Genomic DNA, 19543 nt, shown 5'->3' with positions numbered 1-19543 from the left:
CCGTTACTCTCCCACTACTGACACATTCTCTCCAACCCAAGTGAGTAGCTGTTTGGCGGCTTTGGAGAGTACCTGATTTTGGCGCACAATGTAGCCGAAATCGGTGTTTGGAAAACTAGGCAAAGGCGTAACTTCTCGGGAAAGCTTTAATCTCGGATCGAGCGAGAAATCCGGCACAATAGCAGTCCCAAACCCCGCTTCAGCCCAGTCGATTTGTGCTTCCACACTGCCCACTTCCATCACACGATGCTTAGGCAGATTTAACTCAGGTAAAGATGCATCTATCAGCTCACGGGTTCGCGTGTCGTGCCCTAGTAGAATCAGCGTCTGGCTCTCTTTTCGATTGTCCTGCCACTCAAAAATGTTATCGCCAAACGCACACCAGTGAATTTGAGTGAGAGGCGTAAAATGCAGCGGTTGACTCTCTTTTTGTGCGATAACAAAGCCGATATCGGCACGCGCACTTTTCACCAAATCCACCGCTTGAGAAGACGTGGTATTGAACAATGCCAAGTCGATACCCGGGTATTCACTTTTGAATTGCTGGAACGGTTTGATAAGCAGTAAACGTGAAACGATATCGCTCGCCGCAATAGAAAGCGTCCCCTGCGTAAGATCGTTGATGGCATTGAGATCCGATTGGCAAATTTGCAGCTCATTAAGCATCCGCTGCGCCGTATCTAACAAACGCTTCCCCGCCTGCGTCAGCTGTACAGGATTTCGCTCAATCAATTTCGTGCGCGTGGCCTGCTCCAACTGCTTGATATGCAAACTTACGTTCGGCTGCGTCATGTGCAGTTCCGTCGCTGTTTTGCCGAAATGTTTTACCTCTGCAAGAGTTACGAAGGTTCGCAGCCAGTTCAAATCTAACATTGCCAATTCCGATATGGGATTCTTATCAAGTTAATGAGTATAATTAATTTCTCTTATTATGGCGAACACCTTAAGATTTTTGCATCTGTTTTTGGAGATTAAATTATGTCGTCTATCGTTGTTGTGGGTGCAAACTGGGGTGATGAAGGCAAAGGCCGCATCGTTGACTTTTTGGCAGAGCAAGCTTCTGCGAGCATTCGTTTTCAAGGTGGTAACAACGCGGGTCACACCGTGGTTAACGACCTAGGTACGTTCAAGCTGCACCAGCTACCAAGTGGCGTTTTCAATCCAGACTGTTTGGCAGTATTAGGTCCGGGTATGGTTATCAGCCCTGCGTTGCTGTCTCAGGAGATTGCGGAAGTTGAAGAAGCGGGCGTAAAAGTGAATATGTGCATCTCTGATCGCGCAACACTGTGTCTACCTCTACACGCACTAGAAGATACGCTGGAAGAACAACGTTTAGGCGACAAAGCATACGGTTCAACTCGTCAAGGTATTGCACCTGCGTACGGTGACCGCGTAATGAAGAAAGGCATTCTTGTTGGTTGGTTGAAGCAACCAGAAGTATTGGTTGAACGCCTTCAATTCATGATGGATTGGAAACTGCCGCAACTGCGTGCGCTTTACCCGACGTTCGAGTTTGAACAAACCGCTGAAGAAATGGCGAACTGGTTGCTAGAAGTGTCTGCACCTTGGCGCGATTCAATTTGCAACGTAACGCTTCCTTTAAAAGAGCTACAAGCAAAAGACAAAACACTGTTGTTCGAAGCGCAGCTTGGTGCGGGTCGTGACCTTGTTTACGGTGAGTACCCTTGGACAACATCTTCTAACGTTGTATCAATGTACGCGGGTATCGGCAGTGGTCTTCCAGCACTTCGTCCTGAACGCGTTATTGCGGTTGCAAAAGCATTCAGCTCATCAGTAGGTACTGGTACGTTGATCACTGCAATGGAAGAGCAAGATGCTTTCCGAGAACTTGCAGGCGAGTTCGGTGCAACTACAGGTCGTCCGCGCGATATGGGTTACTTCGACGCAGTCGCTACGAAGAATGGCGTTGAACTGCAAGCCGCAACTGAAATTGCACTAACGAAAGTAGACTGTTTGACTGGTCTTAACGATCTGAAAATCTGTGTTGGCTACGAAGGCGACCACAGCGAAAACCCAATCTGGCCTCAAACTGCATCTCTTGCGCCAATCTACGAGAAGATGGAAAGCTGGAGCGAGGACATCACAGGTTGTCGTAAGTTTGAAGAGCTTCCAGTAGCAGCACAGAAATACGTTCTACGCATTGAGGAACTGATGGGCGTACCAGTAAAAATGGTGTCTGTGGGTCCTGGTCGTGAACAAATGATTATGCGATAAGATGTGAATTAACACATCATTGGCAAGCGGCTTTTATCTGTTCCGGGGTAAAGCCGCTTTTTTTTACACTGTAAACTTTGAAGAAGTTGCACTTCTCCATTCGTGTTTAGTAACCTAATCGCGCCTCCCTTCCCTCTTTATTTATCAATCAATAGATTAGAGCATATAACGCATTGTGCACGTTATTAGTACATCTCACTTGTTAAAGAAGCACGTTATTTAAGTTAATTGTTTGAATTAATGTTCTTTAACTGATTGCTTGATCACGATCTTCATCTGCAATTTGTTGAACTAGCACTCAAAAAATCTAACCCGCTGTTTTTAGGATAGATGAGTTCCCCAACATCCAACCTAACAGCAGGTGATTCCTATGACGAAAAATCTTTTCCGCCTCAGTACGATAACTCTCGGTTTATGCATCAGTTCGTTCTCTTTTGCGCAATCCGATCTTCCGAACATTAAAATTCTTGCCACTGGCGGCACCATAGCAGGCGCAGGTCAATCTGCGACAGAGTCAAACTACACCGCAGGTAAAGTCGGTGTCGAATCATTGATTTCTGCGGTACCTAGCATGACCAACATTGCCGATATTTCCGGAGAGCAAGTGGTCAGTATTGGTTCACAAGATATGAATGATGAGGTATGGCTTAAATTAGCCAAACGCGTCAACAAACTGCTCGCTCAAGATGATGTTGACGGTATCGTCATTACTCATGGTACCGATACATTAGAAGAAACCGCTTACTTCCTTGATCTGACCGTCAAGAGCAAAAAGCCAGTTGTGATCGTCGGTGCAATGCGTCCTTCCACCGCAATGAGTGCTGATGGCCCAGTTAATTTATACAACGCCGTCGTGACAGCCACCGATGAAGATTCTGAAGGGCGCGGCGTGTTAGTCGCGATGAATGACACTATTTTCGATGCGCGAGACGTAACTAAAACAAACACCACTTCCGTCAGTACTTTCCAGTCACCTAACTTTGGTCCTATCGGTTACATTCATAATAGCGATGCCAAATATCAACGAAGCCCAGAGCGTAAACATACGACAGAAACCCCATTCGATGTATCAAAACTCAACACACTACCTAAAGTAGGCATTGTTTATAACTATGCAAATGCGTCGAGCTTACCAGTCAAAGCCTTTGTTGATGCCAAGTTTGACGGCATCGTAAGTGCTGGTGTCGGTAATGGTAACTTATACCACACGGTCTTTGATGAGTTAGAAAAAGCGAGCAAAGATGGCGTTGTTGTTGTAAGGAGCTCTCGCACACCAACCGGCTCAACCACTTTGGATGCTGAAATTGATGACGACAAATATGGCTTTGTTGCCTCAGGCACACTAAACCCACAAAAAGCACGTATCTTACTGATGCTGTCACTGACTCAGACCAAAAACTATCAAGACATCCAAAAGATGTTCCAATACTATTAAATCATTCTGTGTAAGGCATCTTTAGATGCACAAGAGGAGGAGTTACTCGCCTCCTCTTGCACACGACGATGTTGGTGCCCACTATTAACCAAACAAACGGCGCTTCATCCCTGCTTTTTCAAGAATACGCGTGGTGATCTCTTCCACAGAGAGAGAGGACGTATTGATGTATGGGATCGCCTCTCTTCTAAACAACGCCTCTACGGTGTCTAGCTCCAGCTTACACTGCTCAGTACTGGCGTAATCACTTCCAGACAAACGATTCTCACGGATTTCAGTCAAACGTTCAGGGTCGATAGTAAGCCCGAATAATTTATGACGATGGATCTCAAACTCAGGCAACAAACGCATCATCTTCACATCTTCCGCAATGAACGGATAGTTCACGACACGTAAACCAAACTGCATCGCCATATATAGGCTGGTGGGGGTTTTCCCGCTGCGCGATACTCCCAGCAGGATGATATCGGCTTGCTCCAACCCTTTTAGCGTGATGCCATCATCATGCGCCAAAGTATATTCAATGGCCGCGATACGGTCGAAATAGGTATCGGAATCTTTCCCCACACTGCGAGAACGTTGCAACTTGGGTTTTGGCGCCATCTGAATGTCATCTTGCACTTTCTGTACAATGCTTTCCAACACATCGTAGCTGTATGCAGGCGCTTCCAGCAGCATCTCACGTACGTCTGGCACCACGATAGAGAAAAACACCAGAGGTTTGACGCCATTGCGTTGGTAGGAAGTTTCAATTTCTTTTACAACGTCAGCAACTTTGTCCTGGCTTTCTACGAACGGAAAGGTTTTTTCGTTAGGAATGAACGGAAATTGACCGAGAACAACATGCCCTAATGTCTCACATGTTATCGCCGTACCGTCAGAAACATAGAACACATCACGACTTTGGTTATTTATTTGCATTTCTGTTTAATTTTTCAAAATCTTTTGAGTAGGATGGTAAACATAATATTAATAAATCAGTTTGGCTTTCAGTTAGGTTCACCACAGCTTTAAAAATTCTTTTGAATTTTTTTCAGCCAGAACGTAATCGTTTGCCTTTGATATCAATCTAAATGAAGTAATGTATGGTCAAAGTGTAATAACAGCCAACATGCGATTGTTTAGAGCGATTTAAGTCCCCCTACTAAGCTGCAATGTTTCTGGAGAAAGACATGCAAAAGAACACCCTCTGGTTCAATGGCCTATCCATGGATGATGTCGACAAAGTCGGCGGTAAGAATGCTTCACTTGGCGAAATGGTTTCTAACCTAGCGAACGCAGGCGTTTCTGTACCAAATGGTTTTGCGACAACCTCACACGCGTTTAACCAATTCCTTGACCACGAAGGTTTGGATGAGCGTATTCACCAATTACTTGATGAACTAGACGTTGAGGATGTGGAAGCTCTGCGTAAGACAGGTGCAACCATCCGTCAATGGGTATTAGAGGCCCCTTTCCCTGCGGACCTTGAACAAGAAATCCGTGAAAACTACCAAGAACTGATTGAAGGCAACCCTGAGCTTTCAGTCGCAGTTCGTTCGTCTGCTACGGCAGAAGACCTGCCTGATGCTTCTTTTGCTGGTCAGCAAGAAACGTTTTTGAACGTGAAAGGCATCGATGCAGTACTAGAAGCAACTAAGCACGTTTACGCTTCTCTATTTAACGACCGTGCGATCTCTTACCGTGTACACCAAGGTTTCGACCATCGTGGTATCTCACTATCTGCGGGTATCCAACGTATGGTGCGTTCAGACAAAGCTTCTTCGGGTGTAATGTTTACGCTTGATACTGAGTCTGGTTTCGACCAAGTTGTCTTCATCACCTCTTCATGGGGCCTAGGTGAAATGGTCGTTCAAGGCGCAGTAAACCCTGATGAATTCTACGTTCATAAGCCAATGCTTGAAGCAGGTGAACACCCGATCGTTAAGAAAACATTTGGTTCTAAGTTGATCAAAATGATCTACTCTGACAACCAAGAGATCGGCAAACAAGTTGATATCGTTGATACTTCTGATGAAGAGCGCAACACGTTCTCACTGAACGACGAAGAGATCAAAGAGCTCGCCAAACAAGCGATGATCATCGAGAAGCACTACCAGCGTCCAATGGACATTGAGTGGGCAAAAGATGGCATCGACGGCAAGCTGTACATTGTTCAAGCGCGTCCTGAAACCGTATGTTCACAAACGGAACAAAACGTGATTGAGCGCTACGAGCTACAGAACAAAGCAGATGTTTTGATTGAAGGTCGAGCAATCGGTCAACGTATCGGTAAAGGTGCAGTACGTTTGGTTGACTCTCTGGACCAAATGTCATTGGTTCAGGAAGGTGATGTGTTGGTTACAGACATGACTGACCCAGACTGGGAACCAGTGATGAAGAAAGCTTCTGCTATTGTTACCAACCGTGGCGGACGTACTTGTCACGCAGCTATCATTGCTCGTGAACTTGGTATTCCTGCAATCGTTGGCTGTGGCGATGCGACAAGCAAACTGACTGATGGCGCAACAGTGACCGTATCTTGTGCAGAAGGCGAAACGGGTTACGTTTACCAAGGTGAGCTTGAGTTTGATGTAAAACGCTCTTCTGTTGATGAACTGCCACTGCTGCCGACCAAAGTGATGATGAATGTGGGCAACCCAGATCGCGCATTCGACTTTGCTCAGATTCCAAACGAAGGTGTTGGTCTTGCTCGTCTAGAGTTCATCATCAACAAGATGATCGGTATTCACCCGAAAGCATTACTTAACTTTGATGCGCAAAGCGATGAGCTAAAAGCAGAAATTAAACAGCGCATTCGTGGTTACAAAGATCCTATCGATTTCTACGTGAGCAAGCTGACTGAAGGCATCGCGACTATCGCTTCTGCTTTCTGGCCAAAACGCGTCATCGTTCGTATGTCTGACTTTAAGTCTAACGAATACAGCAACTTGGTTGGTGGTAAAGCCTACGAACCGCATGAAGAAAACCCAATGCTCGGCTTCCGTGGTGCGTCTCGTTACATTTCTCCAGTGTTTGAAGATTGCTTCGAGTTAGAAACTCAAGCTATCAAGCGCGTTCGTAACGAAATGGGTCTGAAGAACGTTGAAATCATGATCCCATTCGTGCGTACACCAAGCGAAGCTGCATCAGTGATTGATTTGCTAGCGAAGTTTGATCTGCGTCGTGGCGACCAAGGTCTGAAAGTCATCATGATGTGTGAACTGCCATCCAACGCGGTACTTGCCGATGAGTTCTTGAAGTACTTTGACGGCTTCTCGATTGGTTCAAACGACATGACTCAGCTAACGCTTGGTCTGGACCGTGACTCTGGCGACGTTGCTCACCTATTTGATGAGCGTAACGCAGCAGTGAAAATCATGCTGAAAATGGCAATAGACGCAGCAACCAAAGCTGGCAAGTACGTGGGTATTTGTGGTCAGGGCCCATCAGATCATGAAGATTTGGCGGAATGGTTGATGGAGCAAGGCATCAGCTCTGTTTCACTAAACCCAGACACCGTTATCGATACTTGGTTACAGCTCGGTAAAGTTAGCAGCAAGTAACGCGCTAAAAACTCAAGCCCTCACACTCCCCTTGTGAGGGCTTTGTTATTCATACGTCATTTCGCAATCAGTTCGTGATTCCTCTCTCAAGATCGCCATTTAGTCAATTTCATTATCAAAGTCTGATGACCTAGAATGAATGATGTATCGACAACTCCAGAGAGAATTTGATGAAAAAGTCTATCGCACTCATTACCACATTGATGCTCCTAGCATCTCCCGCTTACGCAGATTGGGATGATATTTCCAACAAAATGTCTGAGCTAGGCGAAGCGGTTTCTGATACTGCGCAAGATGCTTGGGACGATACCAAAGCCTTTTCAAAACAAGCGTGGCAAGATTTCACGAACTGGTCCGAGGAAGCAATCAATACCGCAGGCGAGTGGACAGAAGCCAGTATTGAGAAAAGCAAAGAATGGATAGATGCAGCCGACAAGAAAATTGATGAACTGATGGAAGGCGACACGCCAGAAGAAGCTCGCCAAGCTGTAGACTTAATGGCGGATAGTGCTTTGCTCAAGTTGTTTAATGAAAAGCCGGAGGCCAAAGCCATTTACGACAACGCTTACGGCTACGCGGTCTTTGATTCTCGTAAATTGTCTTTGTTGTTTCACACCAACTCAGGGTCAGGTGTCGCAGTCAATAAGGAAACAGAAAAACGCACTTATATGAATATGTTTGGTTTGGGCGTCGCACTTGGGGCTGGCGGCAAGTTTTACCAACAAGTGATTCTGTTTGAGAGCAAAGAAGACTTTGATACGTTCGTCAACGAAGGATGGGAAGCGACCAGTGAAGCCTCTGCTGTAGCTGGCGAAGACTCAGAGCAACTTTCAAAACAATTTAACAGTGGCGTCGCCGTTTATCAGTTGAATGCAAAAGGCTTGCTCATCGATGCCAACGTGTCTGGTTCTAAATATTGGGTTAACGAAGAGCTCACCAACTCGCAGTAACGCATAGCAACTAATCGCTTAAACAGAACGGTTGTTATGCACCCTTATCAATAAGTTAACGCAGCTATGACTCCTCAAAACTGAGTACTTGTGCAACTTTCTCATGGGAAGTCACCAGAAGATGGTGACTTCCCTTTCTCGTTGGATGGCTTTTCGTTATGCTTGCCCAAAACCATCTGCGATTCGGTATCCCATGCCTGACAATAACTTTAATAATCTGCTGGCAGAAGCAATTTCTGCTCTTAATACGCCTAACTTTACTCCTAAGCTTATGCGTGTCATTCGCACTCTTTTTCATTTTGATTGCGCGGTTATTTTAGGTTATCGAGAAGGTAAACATCCTATTTATCTCTACGACTCGATTGAGAACGAGCGAGAGTTACTTTTTCAACGCTACCTTACTGACTCATTTCAAAATGACCCTTTTTTTCTCAAACTAAACGAGACAAAGCAACAAGGCGTATTTACGCTCAAAGACGTAGCACGCAAAGGCGTTGATTTTACTTCCTACTGCGAACAGTTCTACCATCAGACAGGGTGGAAAGACGAACTGAGCATGCTAGTCGAAGTCGAACCTGGCCGTTGGGTCATGTTGTACTTCGGGTATATGAATGATGGAAAATACTTTTCTCAACAGCAAATCAATAAATTAAAGCCCTACTTCCCGATAATTCAATCGCTTTGTCAGCAGCACTGGAAACAAACGGAGTTTACCTTTTCTGAGCCTGTTTTTGCCCAGAGTGCTTATTCTGGCAGTATGCGATTAGCCATTGAGCAAGCTTTAGCAACATTTGGCGTAGAATCACTCACTCGTCGCGAGCAAGAGGTGGCTTCACTTCTCGCTCAAGGGTTTGACACCAAAGAAATTGCCGCGCGGTTACACTTAGTGCAAGGCACGGTCAAAAATCATCGAAAACGCATTTACTCGCAGTTAAATGTGTCTTCATTGAGTGAGTTATTCCAGCTTTTCCTCAATCACCTTATTCTCCATTCAAGATAAAAAACTGTCCCTTAAGGGATATATCGACAAAAGGTGTCGCGTTTTAGTCTGAATACAACAACCAATAAGACAGACAAAAAGAATGACGACACCATTACTGCAAGATTTACAAGATCGTGGCTTGATTGCGCAGGCCAGCGATTTGGAAGAAATTCAGACACTTCTCTCACGGCCACAAACCGTTTACTGCGGCTTCGATCCTACAGCTGGCAGCTTGCACATCGGCCACCTTGTGCCTTTGATCATGCTTAAGCGCTTTCAAGATGCCGGACACCAAGCTGTTGCCTTGATTGGCGGTGCAACGGGCATGATTGGCGACCCGAGCTTTAAAGCGACCGAGCGCAGCCTGAATTCTTCAGAAATCGTCTCAGGTTGGGTTAACGATCTTTCTAATCAAATTCAGCAGTTGATGAATCACCAACTGACCAAGCCAATGATCATGGTGAACAATGCTGACTGGATGAAAGCGATCAATGTGATCGACTTCTTCCGCGATGTGGGTAAGCACTTCTCGATCAATACTATGATCAACCGAGAATCGGTAAAACAACGCCTGCAACGACCTGACCAAGGTATCTCCTTCACCGAATTTAGCTACGCTCTGCTGCAATCGTACGATTTTGCCGAGCTAAACCGTCAATACGATTGTCGTTTGCAAATCGGTGGCAATGACCAATGGGGAAACATCGTCAGTGGGATCGATTTAACTCGTCGCCAAAATGGTGAGCAAGTATTTGGCTTAACTCTGCCGCTGATCACCAAATCCGATGGCACCAAATTTGGCAAAACCGAAGGTGGCGCAGTATGGCTAGACCCTAGCAAAACCTCACCTTACGCCTTCTACCAGTTCTGGCTTGGCGCAGAAGACGCCGACGTTTACCACTTCTTGCGTTACTACACGTTCTTGAGCTGCGAAGAAATTGCCAGCATTGAAGCGCAAGACCAAGCAAGCCAAGGCAAGCCACAAGCACAACGTATTCTCGCTGAAGAAATGACGCGATTTGTTCATGGCGAAGACGGCCTATCTAGTGCCGAGCGCATCACTCAAGCACTGTTCAGCGGTAATGTGCAACAACTGAGTTTGGGTGAATTAAAACAGTTGGAGTTAGATGGTTTACCAAGCATTGAGAGCACACAACAAGATTTGGTTGAGCTATTGATTGAGTCGGGCTTAGCAAGCTCGAAACGTGTTGCGCGCGAACACATCAGCAACAACGCCATCAGTGTAAACGGTGAAAAAGTATCGGCTGATAACCCGAGTTTAAGCTTCCCACTGTTTGACCAATACTGGTTACTGCAACGCGGTAAAAAGCACTTCTGCCTCGTAAAGCGTGCCGCTTAACAAAGCATCGGAGTGACACCTCACAAGGCAAAGTGATATAGCGAGTTAACTGACAAGACTTTATAAGGTTAGCTCGCTCTAGTATCGGCTGTGCATACCAAAATGATGAGACATTCCATCTTCCATTCGGCCGCCTTTCCAGCCACCAGCACCGAATAAATTAAGCACATCTTGAGCGGTATAATCGGCACCAGCAAAGAAGTCATGCGCCACATCAGAGCGGATGGCTTGCAACTCTGGTTGGTTTTCCAAATCAAGTTCTTGCGGATTCGCGTACAACGCCAACGCAATTTTTTGTTGGCACGTGCTTAACTCACTGGTGCTCGTCTTTACCTGACCGACGGAAAAGTACTCACGACTGCCGTATCCCACCACCAATCTGGTACTCATAAGCTTAATCACTTTCTTAATGCGGCGACGTTGTATAAATCTCAACATGTTGAAGTCCTTATTTATATTTCGATAGTTAATAATAAGTTTTGTATACCACACATCAATACTCTAGAGTGTCAGGGTTTAGCACGGCGCTCAAAGAGTATGGAGTTCAAGAGTGAAAATTGACGATCTAAAACTGTTCACCAAAGTCGTCCAACTTGGCAGCTTTACAGCGGCAGCCAATGCTTTGGACTTGCCACGAGCAAATGTTAGCCGACGCATTGGAGAACTGGAACGTTACCTCGGAACGCAACTTTTTCACCGCACCACTCGCAGCCTTTCGCTGACAAACAAAGGCGATGCCTACTACCAAGATCTACAAAAAGTACTCACCTTGCTTGATTCGGCAAACCAGCAAGCCAGTAACGAAAGCATCGAGGTCAGAGGAAAAATCAAACTTGGCCTTCTGCCAGAAACCTATGAACCTCTTCAACCCATTTTGTTTGAATTTCAGGATCAATACCCGCAGGTTGAGCTCGACATTCGCAATATCAACAATGGCTTTATTGATATGTTTCAGCAGGGGTTGGACATCGCGCTGCACGGCGGCATGCTGTTTGATTCAGACATTGTCGCGAGAAAGATCTTAACGCTAGACCGATGTGTCGTTGCCTCACCGAACTATCTTCAAACTCACGGCACGCCCACTACATTAGAAGAGTTGAGCGATCATCAGTGCATTTGTTTTCGTTGGCCAAATGGCAATGTCGACAACCTTTGGCACTTTCAGGAACAAAACGTAGCGCTCAAACCGAAACTCATTTCCAACAACATCGGCTTTATCAAAAGCTCCACAGTGCTTGACCGCGGCATTAGTTATATCCCAAAACTGTTGGTAAAAAATGAGCTCGAATCCGGTGCATTGGTGCAAGTATTGTCTCAATATGCCGTCACAGAAGAAACGGGGTGGTTACTCTACCCTAAGCCGAAAACGCTGAACCAAGCTAGCCGGTTACTTATTGAACATTTGTGCAATAAAATTCCAAAACTTTTGTAATTTACATTTATTGTCATAAATTTTGTGACATTGAATCATGCGTACGCATGATTATCTGAACATCTGTGAATTATAAGATGGCGCCGAAATTATGGAGCCATCTTATGAATCATCAAATTAAAACCGCCGCGCTGAGCACTATCGCGCTCTCTCTACTCGGCTGTAATCAAGCTCAACCTCAGGTTGAGGAGCCAAGCGCATCCAGACCCGTTCAAGTAATTGAAGTCAACGAAAGGAATGAAGAACTCAACAAATCATTCAGCGGGATCGTAAAAGCAAAAGAAACCGCGTCACTCTCTTTTCGTGTACCTGGCACCGTGGAAAGCGTGTTCGTAAATAAAGGCAGCTTGGTAGAAAAAGGCCAAGTCATTGCCACGCTGGACAAGCACGACTACCAAGTCTCATTAGAAGAATTACAAGCACGCATGTTAGAAGCACAATCAGCACACAAACTCGCGAAAGCCGAGTTAAAGCGCGTAAAACAAGCAACTTCTGATGATGCCATTGCCAGCGTAAACTTAGATCGAGCCATCAGCAGCTACGAACGTAGCGTCTCTGCCGTCAAAGTGGTTGAGAAAAACATCCAACGTGCAAAAGATGCCCTACGTTACACCACTCTACGTGCACCATTCACTGGCATTGTTGCCGACGTTTCAATTGATCCACATGAGCAAACCTTGCCGGGCGGCAGTGTTGTGTCAATTCAGCAAGAAGGCAGCTGGGAAGTCGACATCGACGTGCCGGAAAATATGATTGCGCAATTCGCATTAGGTCAGCCAGCATCGTTGACTTGGTATGATTCGGAGCAATCCTACCGAGCAACCGTAGCAGAAATCGCGCCGAAAAAGCACCTGCTCAAACAAACCTATACCGTCACGCTAGACATCGATTCCATTTCCAGTGCGCTATTCAACGGTAAAGCAGTCACGGTTAATACCGCGCTCAACACCAGTCACTCAAGCAATTGCTTTCCTTACTCTGCAATTTTGGGTGAAAAACAAACTCTGCACGTGAATGTGGTTCGTGATGCGGTTATTCATTCAGAGCCGGTCTATCTTGACTCTATCGACGCATACCAAGCGTGTGTGACCGGAAGTTTTGAGCAAGGCGATTATGTGGTGATCATCGGTAGCCATTATCTGAGCGAGGGCGATGCCGCCCCAAACCTGACTATCAAGACGTTGTAGGTGCGAATCCATGATCAATTTAGCTGAATTCGCGATTCGCCAACGTAAGTTCGTTCTGTTCTTTATCGTATTGAGCGTGATCGCTGGCATCTATTCTTACTTCGACTTAGGCAAGTTAGAAGACCCGAGCTTTACGGTAAAAACTGCGGTAGTCGTGACCCTTTATCCGGGTGCATCTGCCGAAGAAGTCGAACACCAAGTCACCGATACCGTGGAAACTAAACTGCAGGAAATGGCGGAGTTGGATCGCTTGCGCTCATTGTCTCGCCCCGGTTTGTCTATGGTCTTTGTTGACCTCAAAGAGAGCCTTAATTCCAAAGCACTTCCGCAGGAATGGGACTTATTGAGACGCAAAGTGGACGATGTAAAACTGCAGCTGCCTTCCAGCGCGCAGATCAGCGTAGTGCAAGATGAGTTCTCTGAAGTCTACGGCATGCTTTTCTCTATCCACAGCACAGATGCTGCACCAGAAGAGTTGCGTCGCTACGCCGAAGAGCTGCAACGCCAAATCAAAGCCGTCGACGGCATCAAAAAGATCGAGCTACACGGCGTTCAACCTCGCGTTGTACATATCGATATGCCAGACGAGCGCTTGGCTCAATATGGTTTGTCGATCGCACAAGTTTGGAACCAACTGAGCACACAAAACAGCACGTTCGAAGCGGGAAAATTCGATGCAGGCACAGAGCGTATTCGTATTGCGCAAACCAGTGAGTTTCAGTCTCTAGAAGACATTCGCAATTTAATCATCAATGGTGGCACCGGCGAGTTTGGCTCGGGGTTGATTCGTCTTGGTGACATCGCCGACATCACCATGGGTTATCAAACACCAGCATTGGCAGAAAACCGCTACAACGGAGAGCCCGCTGTGACTTTGGCGGTGAGCCCAGTTCAAGGCATTAACGTGGTGTCACTTGGCGATACGATTCAAGACATCATCGCTAACTACCAAGCAACACTGCCGCTGGGTGTCGACATCTCGACCGTTGCTTATCAACCTGAAGAAGTACAAAAGTCTATCGACGACTTTGTTGGCAACCTGCTTGAAAGTGTCGCGATTGTTTTTGTGGTGTTGTTGGTTTTCATGGGCTTTAAGAGTGCAACCATCGTTGGCGCAAGCTTGCTCCTGACGATTTTGCTTACGCTTGTATACATGAACATCGCCAGCATCGATTTGCACCGTGTCTCGCTAGGTACGTTTATTCTCGCACTGGGCATGTTGGTGGATAACGCCATTGTGATCACCGATATGATGATCGCCAAGCTCAACAAAGGTATCGAGCGAACTCGCGCCGCGATTGATTCCGTCAAAGAAACCGCTGTGCCACTTTTAGGCGCAACTGTCATCGCGATTATGGGCGCAAGCCCAGTGTTGTTCTCCAAAACCGACTCTGCCGAGTTTGCGAGCTCTGTGTTCTACATTGTGGCGTCGTCACTGTTGCTTTCATGGATCGTCGCGATGACGTTTACGGTATTAATGGCGTGGATGTTCATCAAGCCAAAAGCTAACAGCGAAGAGACCAAACCGAGCCGTTATAAACAGTTGGTATTCTGGACGGTGGACAACCCGCGTAAAGCATTAGCCGCTTTGGTTCCGTTGATTTTAGTCACCGCCGTGGCAATCCCGTATGTGGCCGTGAACTTTATTCCTCAGTCGGATCGCTCAATTGTGTTTCTCGATTACTGGCTACCCAATGGTGCCAAGATTGAACAAACCTCGGCAGACATGCGCAAAGTTGAAGAATGGTTGGTCGCACAACCAGAAGTGGAAAGTATCTCTAGCTATGTCGGCACCAGTGCACCTCGCTTCTCGGTAACGGTAGAGCCTGAGCCGCTCGACCCTGCCTACGGGCAGATTCTGATCAACACCAAAGACTACGAGAGCATCAGTTACTTGGTGACGCGTGGTGATGATTGGCTGAAAGAGGCGTTTCCGGATGCCGAACCTCGCTTCCGAGCACTGAAGTTGGCAACCAAAGATAAGTTCGCGGTTGAGGTGCGTTTTTCTGGTCCGGATGAAACCGTATTACATCAACTAGCGGCGGAAGCGAAAACGATTTTTGCTTCAAACCCTGATGCAAAATACATTCGCGATGATTGGCGACAAGAAAGCAAAGTGCTCAAGCCGATTCTAAACCAAGACAAAATGCGTCAAGCAGGCATTAACCGCGCCGATGTCGCTTTCGCGCTAAAACGTGCATCAGACTGCATGCCGCTCGGACAAATGAACCTGAATGATGAGCTGATTCCAATTCAGTTACGTGGCACATCGCAAAACATGGCGTCACTAGAAACGCTACCTGTGCGCTCGCTACTTGGCTTTAACAGCGTTCCGCTTGGTCAAGTGGTGGATGGATTCGAACTGGTCACCGAAGAAAGCATGATTTGGCGACGCGACCGCGTGAAAACCATCACGGTTCAAGCGGGTGTGAGTCGAGACTCCACACCAGCGAATGTAAGAAATGCCATTAAAGATCAGGTTGAAGCTATCCAACTTCCGGCGGGTTACAGCATGGAATGGGGAGGCGAATATTACGATGAAGACAAAGCGGTCACCGACATCATGAAGCAGCAACCAAAAGCAATGCTGATCATGGTGATCATCCTAGTCGCGATGTTCAACGGCTTTAAGCAGCCAATCATCATCCTCGCAACGCTACCACTGGCAGCATCAGGGGCTGTGTTTGCTCTGCTTGGATTCGATAAACCATTTGGCTTTATGGCACTGATCGGAGCCATCACGCTGACCGGGATGATCATCAAAAATGGCATCGTACTAATGGATCAAATTGAGCTCGAACGCACAAATGGCAAGAGCTTGTCTGACGCGATCAAAGAAGCCACGGTCAACCGTACTATGGCCATTTCTATGGGTGCGTTAACGACCGCGCTCGGCATGATCCCGCTGCTGTCAGATCTGCTGTTTGACCAAATGGCGGCAACCATCATCGGAGGCTTGGCAGCCGCAACCATATTGTCACTGTTTGTCATGCCTGCGCTGTATCGCCTTGCTTACAAAGAAAACGCACCATCCACACAAACCAACGCTGAGCTAGAGGAGGCGTCATCGTGAAAAAATTCATTCTAACGCCTGTCGTTCTAGCCCTAAGTTTAGCAGGTTGTGCAGTGGGCCCCGACTACCAAGCACCGACCACCAGCATGGCAGAAACCTACTTGAACGCCGAAAATGCAGGGTTGAGTACCGATTCACAACCCGTTGAGTTTTGGTGGACTAAGTTTCACGATCCGGTGTTGAATCAAATGGTTCAAGACATGCAGAGCCAAAACATTCCGCTGAAAGTGGCGGCCGAGCGGGTGAAAATGGCCAACAACTATAAAACCATGGTGGAGTCATTCAAGGTACCGACAATTAATCTCGGTGCGGGTTACATGAACTATCAGTTCAGTAAAAATGACTCTTCACTCGCTCCGATCTTGAATCCACTCAGTGATTCCGTGTCGGGTCTGCCACCTCAAATTGGTAACGTCACCCTAATGGATAATCAGCACGATGGCGTATTTGCAGGCGCGAGTATCGCTTGGGAAGTTGATCTGTTTGGGCGCATTGACCGCCAAGCGAACGCGGCGCATATTCGTCTCGAACAAGCTCAGATCTATCAAAGCGGCTTGAACACGGTGATCACAGCGGATTTGATTCACAACTACTTGCAATACCAAGGCGCGAGTGAGCGCCTTGAATTGGCAAAGTCGAACTTAGAAGATCAACGACGCACACTCGACCTCGTCGGAAAAGTCGTGCGCAGCGGCTACGGTTCTGATCTCGATTTAGCCCAAGCAAAGGCCACACTTGCGGCAATGGAATCGCTCGTTCCGCAGTTAGAGATTGCCCAACAAGCGCACAAACATCGTTTAGCAGTATTGCTTGGTGAGCCGCTAACGCAAGTCGAAATCCGTCTGTCTAAGCAACATAGTGTACCTGTCATGCAAGACATGGTGCCGGTCGGTTTACCTTCCGATCTGTTGAAACGTCGTACCGATATTCGCTTAGCCGAGCGCGAAATGGCCGCGCTCAATGAAGAGTTAGCAGCAAGCGTTGCTGATCAATATCCGAAGTTCTTTTTGACGGGCGCTCCGGGGTTGTCGGCGTCAAGCTTTGACGATCTCTTCAGTAGCGATTCTTTCGGTTGGATGGGCGCGGCAGGCGTAAGCTGGAACTTGTTCGATGGGGGGCGTGGCGAGGCAATTGAAGCCATCAACCAAGCGCGTTTTGATTCGGCGACATTGTCTTATCAACATACGGTAGAGGCGGCTTTGGCAGAAACCGAATCCACGCTGTTTACTTATGGTCGCAGCCAAGAAAATCAGCGCCGAATCGATGAGGCATTGAAAGCCACCAATAACGCCGTCAACAAAGCCAAGTCACTGTACCGAGCAGGCTTGATTGATCACTTATCAGTTTTGGATGCGCAACGTCAGCAACGCATGATGCAAGATCAGCGAGTCGCGGCAAAGTTACAAACCGCACACGCTACGATTGCGCTCTACAAATCGCTTGGTGGTGATTGGACGCTACAACCAGAAGCACAACCCGACACGAATGCCAAAGGTTAGGTTTCTTACAAGCCTCACACCTTTGCGTCATAACGGATGCCGTTAAATCGGTTAAAAAGAGGCCACTTAGATGGCCTCTTAGTTTGTGAGGCAAATATTTCTACCACCTATACCCTCTCTAGGTTGTATAATGCATGCTCTGAAATATTTTGTTACGTTACCTCGGTAACACCTGAGATTACAACATGAACAACAGCAGATGGGTCGGCTTTATAGGCGGCACGATTGTCTTACTTAGTACCTTTATCCTCTTCGGATCTTCCGTCCACGCTGCTTGGTACCGAATCCCTGCGGAGGCCATTCATGGTATCGCCTTCACTCTGGCTTTTGGTTTAGGGTTAAACAGCCTACTGGCGTACGCTACGGCAATGCTTACTCTCGCAGCGCTATTCTACATAGGTTTTGTTGTTGGCTACCGTATTCATCAGAAACTTAAATAAACTTCTGTCTCAACCTGAGCTTAATAACGGATACTTGATAACTAAAAAGGGAGCAAAGGCCCTAATGCCGTTCACTTAAGGCGATCGGCATTGTTTTTCTAAGATATCGACTTGGCTTATTCTTCACTACTCTAGGACAGAATCTTTCTCACCTAGGCTCCAATATTAAACTCCCACTCATTGCGTAAAAGTTTTGAAGTTGTCTCGGTATGGCTCCTAGTGACGAGTATGGAAGTCCCACTATCAGGCGTATGATGTGAGCTAATGCTCCATTGAAGCTAAGTTGATCTGGCAAGTAATCTCCATTCAACGTATTACACATCTGCACCATTTGATACCAGACCAAGTTATAGGTCAGTAGTATTCCCCAGAGTTCTTGCTTCACTAATTCAGGGAGTCCGACTTCGAAGCGTGAGTCGGTTACCAAGCATGTACTGTTTTTGCTCACGGTAGCAGAGTTCAATTTCCCAACGATACCCATATAAGCCTACGATACCTGACTTTGGTTAGAGCATAGGATCAAGCATTGAGGTGAGAACATCGTATTACTTGCCATCTTTTACTCTTGTGATTAAGCGTACAACTACTTCTTGTTCTAGCTCTGGCCACTTCTTACGCGCTTGCGGATTACTCTTCAGTTTTATCAGTTTATCTTTTCTGCCTAGAGACTGAACAATTTCATAAGTTAGTCCTTTTTCATCGGGATAAGCCAATGTCGATTGATGCCTTTCGAGCTCCATGCTTGAAGCAAACCAAGGGAGTAAAAACCTTTGTCGAAGAGCGTTAGGCTTTTATTGGGGGGGCGTCTCTATAAGTTGCTAGGCTAACTTCATTTCGTTCACGGTATAGCAGTCGAATGCACTGCCTGTGATCAAATGACTGCTCAATTCCATCTGACATACCATATGTAACTGTGGATACTGCGTCTCTTGGCCATCCTTGTTCGTGGGCTTAGCAAACGCTTCAGCATTGTCTTTCGAGTCTTCTGCTCGCCATAAAACCCCATCGACGCAGAGTAACCTCACCATTCCAATTCGGCAAGTTAGCCTGAGCGAACCAATGACGCTGCGTACACTCAAAGAGCGCTTTAGCGGCTGATTCTCCGAGAATTTTTTCTTCGCTGTGGTAATGCACTTGGAACAACAAATGGCTTACATGTGCGGTAAGCAATATCGAGCATGTTTACAATATCTGCCATGGATTTATCGTTATAGATAGCCATGCCAACCAGTAACCACAACATCGACTCTAAAATTAGCTTTCGTTTTCTTAGAGTAACGGTGTCAGTCAGCTCATAAGCACTATTGATGAGTTCAATTGGCAGGAGATCTGCGAGAATCTCAACTTGATTTGGTTTGATGATGTTGAGGGCTTGGGAAACGTGCATAAAAATCCGATAAACGTA

14 protein-coding genes and 1 pseudogene are annotated in these 19543 nt (G+C 46.6%); 11 read left to right on the top strand and 4 right to left on the bottom strand.

Going from position 1 to position 19543, the window contains the following annotated elements; translation table 11 throughout:
* Window positions 1–3: 3 nt before the first annotated feature.
* A complete protein-coding gene (locus ACWYVB_RS08545) occupies window positions 4–873 on the bottom strand; it encodes a LysR family transcriptional regulator (RefSeq protein WP_193447417.1) in 870 nt (289 codons plus the stop codon).
* A gap of 105 nt (window positions 874–978) precedes the next feature.
* Here ACWYVB_RS08545 and ACWYVB_RS08540 point away from each other — a divergent pair, with 105 nt between their 5' ends.
* Both ACWYVB_RS08540 and ansB read left to right on the top strand, forming a co-directional pair.
* The gene (locus tag ACWYVB_RS08540; RefSeq protein WP_104973443.1) at window positions 979–2235 is read left to right on the top strand and encodes an adenylosuccinate synthase; all 1257 of its coding nucleotides are present in this window, start codon (window positions 979–981) and stop codon (window positions 2233–2235) included.
* A gap of 370 nt (window positions 2236–2605) precedes the next feature.
* A complete protein-coding gene (ansB, locus tag ACWYVB_RS08535) occupies window positions 2606–3670 on the top strand; it encodes an L-asparaginase 2 (protein WP_317411055.1) in 1065 nt (354 codons plus the stop codon).
* Between the two features lie 84 nt (window positions 3671–3754).
* On the opposite strand, the gene ppsR is transcribed toward ansB, so the two are convergent.
* The gene (ppsR, locus tag ACWYVB_RS08530) at window positions 3755–4591 is read right to left on the bottom strand and encodes a posphoenolpyruvate synthetase regulatory kinase/phosphorylase PpsR (protein ID WP_005392709.1); all 837 of its coding nucleotides are present in this window, start codon (window positions 4589–4591) and stop codon (window positions 3755–3757) included.
* Between the two features lie 251 nt (window positions 4592–4842).
* On the opposite strand from ppsR, the gene ppsA reads away from it, so the two are divergent.
* From ppsA to tyrS, 4 genes are all read left to right on the top strand, one after another.
* Entirely contained in the window at window positions 4843–7215 is a 2373-nt protein-coding gene (gene ppsA, locus ACWYVB_RS08525; RefSeq protein WP_192943716.1) for a phosphoenolpyruvate synthase, read from the top strand.
* Window positions 7216–7385: 170 nt separating this feature from the next.
* Window positions 7386–8165: a lipid-binding SYLF domain-containing protein gene (locus ACWYVB_RS08520; RefSeq protein ID WP_006741381.1), complete on the top strand. Its 780-nt coding sequence runs from the start codon at window positions 7386–7388 to the stop codon at window positions 8163–8165.
* Between the two features lie 193 nt (window positions 8166–8358).
* Window positions 8359–9165: a response regulator transcription factor gene (locus ACWYVB_RS08515; protein WP_046876144.1), complete on the top strand. Its 807-nt coding sequence runs from the start codon at window positions 8359–8361 to the stop codon at window positions 9163–9165.
* Window positions 9166–9247: 82 nt separating this feature from the next.
* Window positions 9248–10507 carry a tyrosine--tRNA ligase gene (gene tyrS / locus ACWYVB_RS08510; protein WP_317411057.1) on the top strand — a complete coding sequence of 420 codons (1260 nt, stop codon included), beginning with the start codon at window positions 9248–9250 and terminating at the stop codon, window positions 10505–10507.
* Between the two features lie 78 nt (window positions 10508–10585).
* Here tyrS and ACWYVB_RS08505 read toward each other — a convergent pair whose 3' ends face one another.
* A complete protein-coding gene (locus ACWYVB_RS08505) occupies window positions 10586–10945 on the bottom strand; it encodes a DUF6559 family protein (protein ID WP_012842376.1) in 360 nt (119 codons plus the stop codon).
* 112 nt (window positions 10946–11057) lie between these two features.
* Between ACWYVB_RS08505 and ACWYVB_RS08500 the strand changes: the two genes are divergently transcribed.
* The 5 genes from ACWYVB_RS08500 (at window position 11058) to ACWYVB_RS08480 (ending at window position 18138) form a co-directional block, all read left to right on the top strand.
* Complete coding sequence (locus ACWYVB_RS08500) at window positions 11058–11939, top strand: LysR family transcriptional regulator (RefSeq protein WP_203343502.1); 882 nt, start codon at window positions 11058–11060, stop codon at window positions 11937–11939.
* Window positions 11940–12043: 104 nt separating this feature from the next.
* On the top strand, window positions 12044–13126 hold the full coding sequence (locus ACWYVB_RS08495) for an efflux RND transporter periplasmic adaptor subunit (RefSeq protein ID WP_317411058.1): 1083 nt from the start codon (window positions 12044–12046) through the stop codon (window positions 13124–13126).
* 10 nt (window positions 13127–13136) lie between these two features.
* The gene (locus ACWYVB_RS08490; RefSeq protein ID WP_317411059.1) at window positions 13137–16199 is read left to right on the top strand and encodes an efflux RND transporter permease subunit; all 3063 of its coding nucleotides are present in this window, start codon (window positions 13137–13139) and stop codon (window positions 16197–16199) included.
* Window positions 16196–17698, top strand: coding sequence for an efflux transporter outer membrane subunit (locus ACWYVB_RS08485; RefSeq protein WP_074190427.1), 1503 nt, complete (start codon window positions 16196–16198; stop codon window positions 17696–17698). The genes ACWYVB_RS08490 and ACWYVB_RS08485 overlap by 4 nt, the downstream gene beginning before the upstream one ends.
* A 185-nt stretch (window positions 17699–17883) precedes the next feature.
* Window positions 17884–18138: a hypothetical protein gene (locus ACWYVB_RS08480; protein ID WP_046875806.1), complete on the top strand. Its 255-nt coding sequence runs from the start codon at window positions 17884–17886 to the stop codon at window positions 18136–18138.
* Between the two features lie 151 nt (window positions 18139–18289).
* On the opposite strand, the pseudogene ACWYVB_RS08475 reads toward ACWYVB_RS08480, so the two are convergent.
* Window positions 18290–19525 (bottom strand): annotated as a pseudogene (locus ACWYVB_RS08475) (IS4 family transposase); the annotation flags it as partial.
* Between the last annotated feature and the right edge of the window lie 18 nt (window positions 19526–19543).

Source organism: Vibrio sp. JZG10, from assembly GCF_054064075.1.
Note: the sequence above shows the minus strand (reverse complement) of the source record. Positions and strands in the feature narration are given on the sequence as shown.

What these genes read in the sequence shown, in the direction of transcription:
- ACWYVB_RS08545 (WP_193447417.1), bottom strand. Translation starts at nt 873, where the DNA reads ATGTTAGATTTGAACTGGCTGCGAACCTTCGTAACTCTTGCAGAGGTA.
- ACWYVB_RS08540 (WP_104973443.1), top strand. Translation starts at nt 979, where the DNA reads ATGTCGTCTATCGTTGTTGTGGGTGCAAACTGGGGTGATGAAGGCAAA.
- ansB (WP_317411055.1), top strand. Translation starts at nt 2,606, where the DNA reads ATGACGAAAAATCTTTTCCGCCTCAGTACGATAACTCTCGGTTTATGC.
- ppsR (WP_005392709.1), bottom strand. Translation starts at nt 4,591, where the DNA reads ATGCAAATAAATAACCAAAGTCGTGATGTGTTCTATGTTTCTGACGGT.
- ppsA (WP_192943716.1), top strand. Translation starts at nt 4,843, where the DNA reads ATGCAAAAGAACACCCTCTGGTTCAATGGCCTATCCATGGATGATGTC.
- ACWYVB_RS08520 (WP_006741381.1), top strand. Translation starts at nt 7,386, where the DNA reads ATGAAAAAGTCTATCGCACTCATTACCACATTGATGCTCCTAGCATCT.
- ACWYVB_RS08515 (WP_046876144.1), top strand. Translation starts at nt 8,359, where the DNA reads ATGCCTGACAATAACTTTAATAATCTGCTGGCAGAAGCAATTTCTGCT.
- tyrS (WP_317411057.1), top strand. Translation starts at nt 9,248, where the DNA reads ATGACGACACCATTACTGCAAGATTTACAAGATCGTGGCTTGATTGCG.
- ACWYVB_RS08505 (WP_012842376.1), bottom strand. Translation starts at nt 10,945, where the DNA reads ATGTTGAGATTTATACAACGTCGCCGCATTAAGAAAGTGATTAAGCTT.
- ACWYVB_RS08495 (WP_317411058.1), top strand. Translation starts at nt 12,044, where the DNA reads ATGAATCATCAAATTAAAACCGCCGCGCTGAGCACTATCGCGCTCTCT.
- ACWYVB_RS08490 (WP_317411059.1), top strand. Translation starts at nt 13,137, where the DNA reads ATGATCAATTTAGCTGAATTCGCGATTCGCCAACGTAAGTTCGTTCTG.
- ACWYVB_RS08480 (WP_046875806.1), top strand. Translation starts at nt 17,884, where the DNA reads ATGAACAACAGCAGATGGGTCGGCTTTATAGGCGGCACGATTGTCTTA.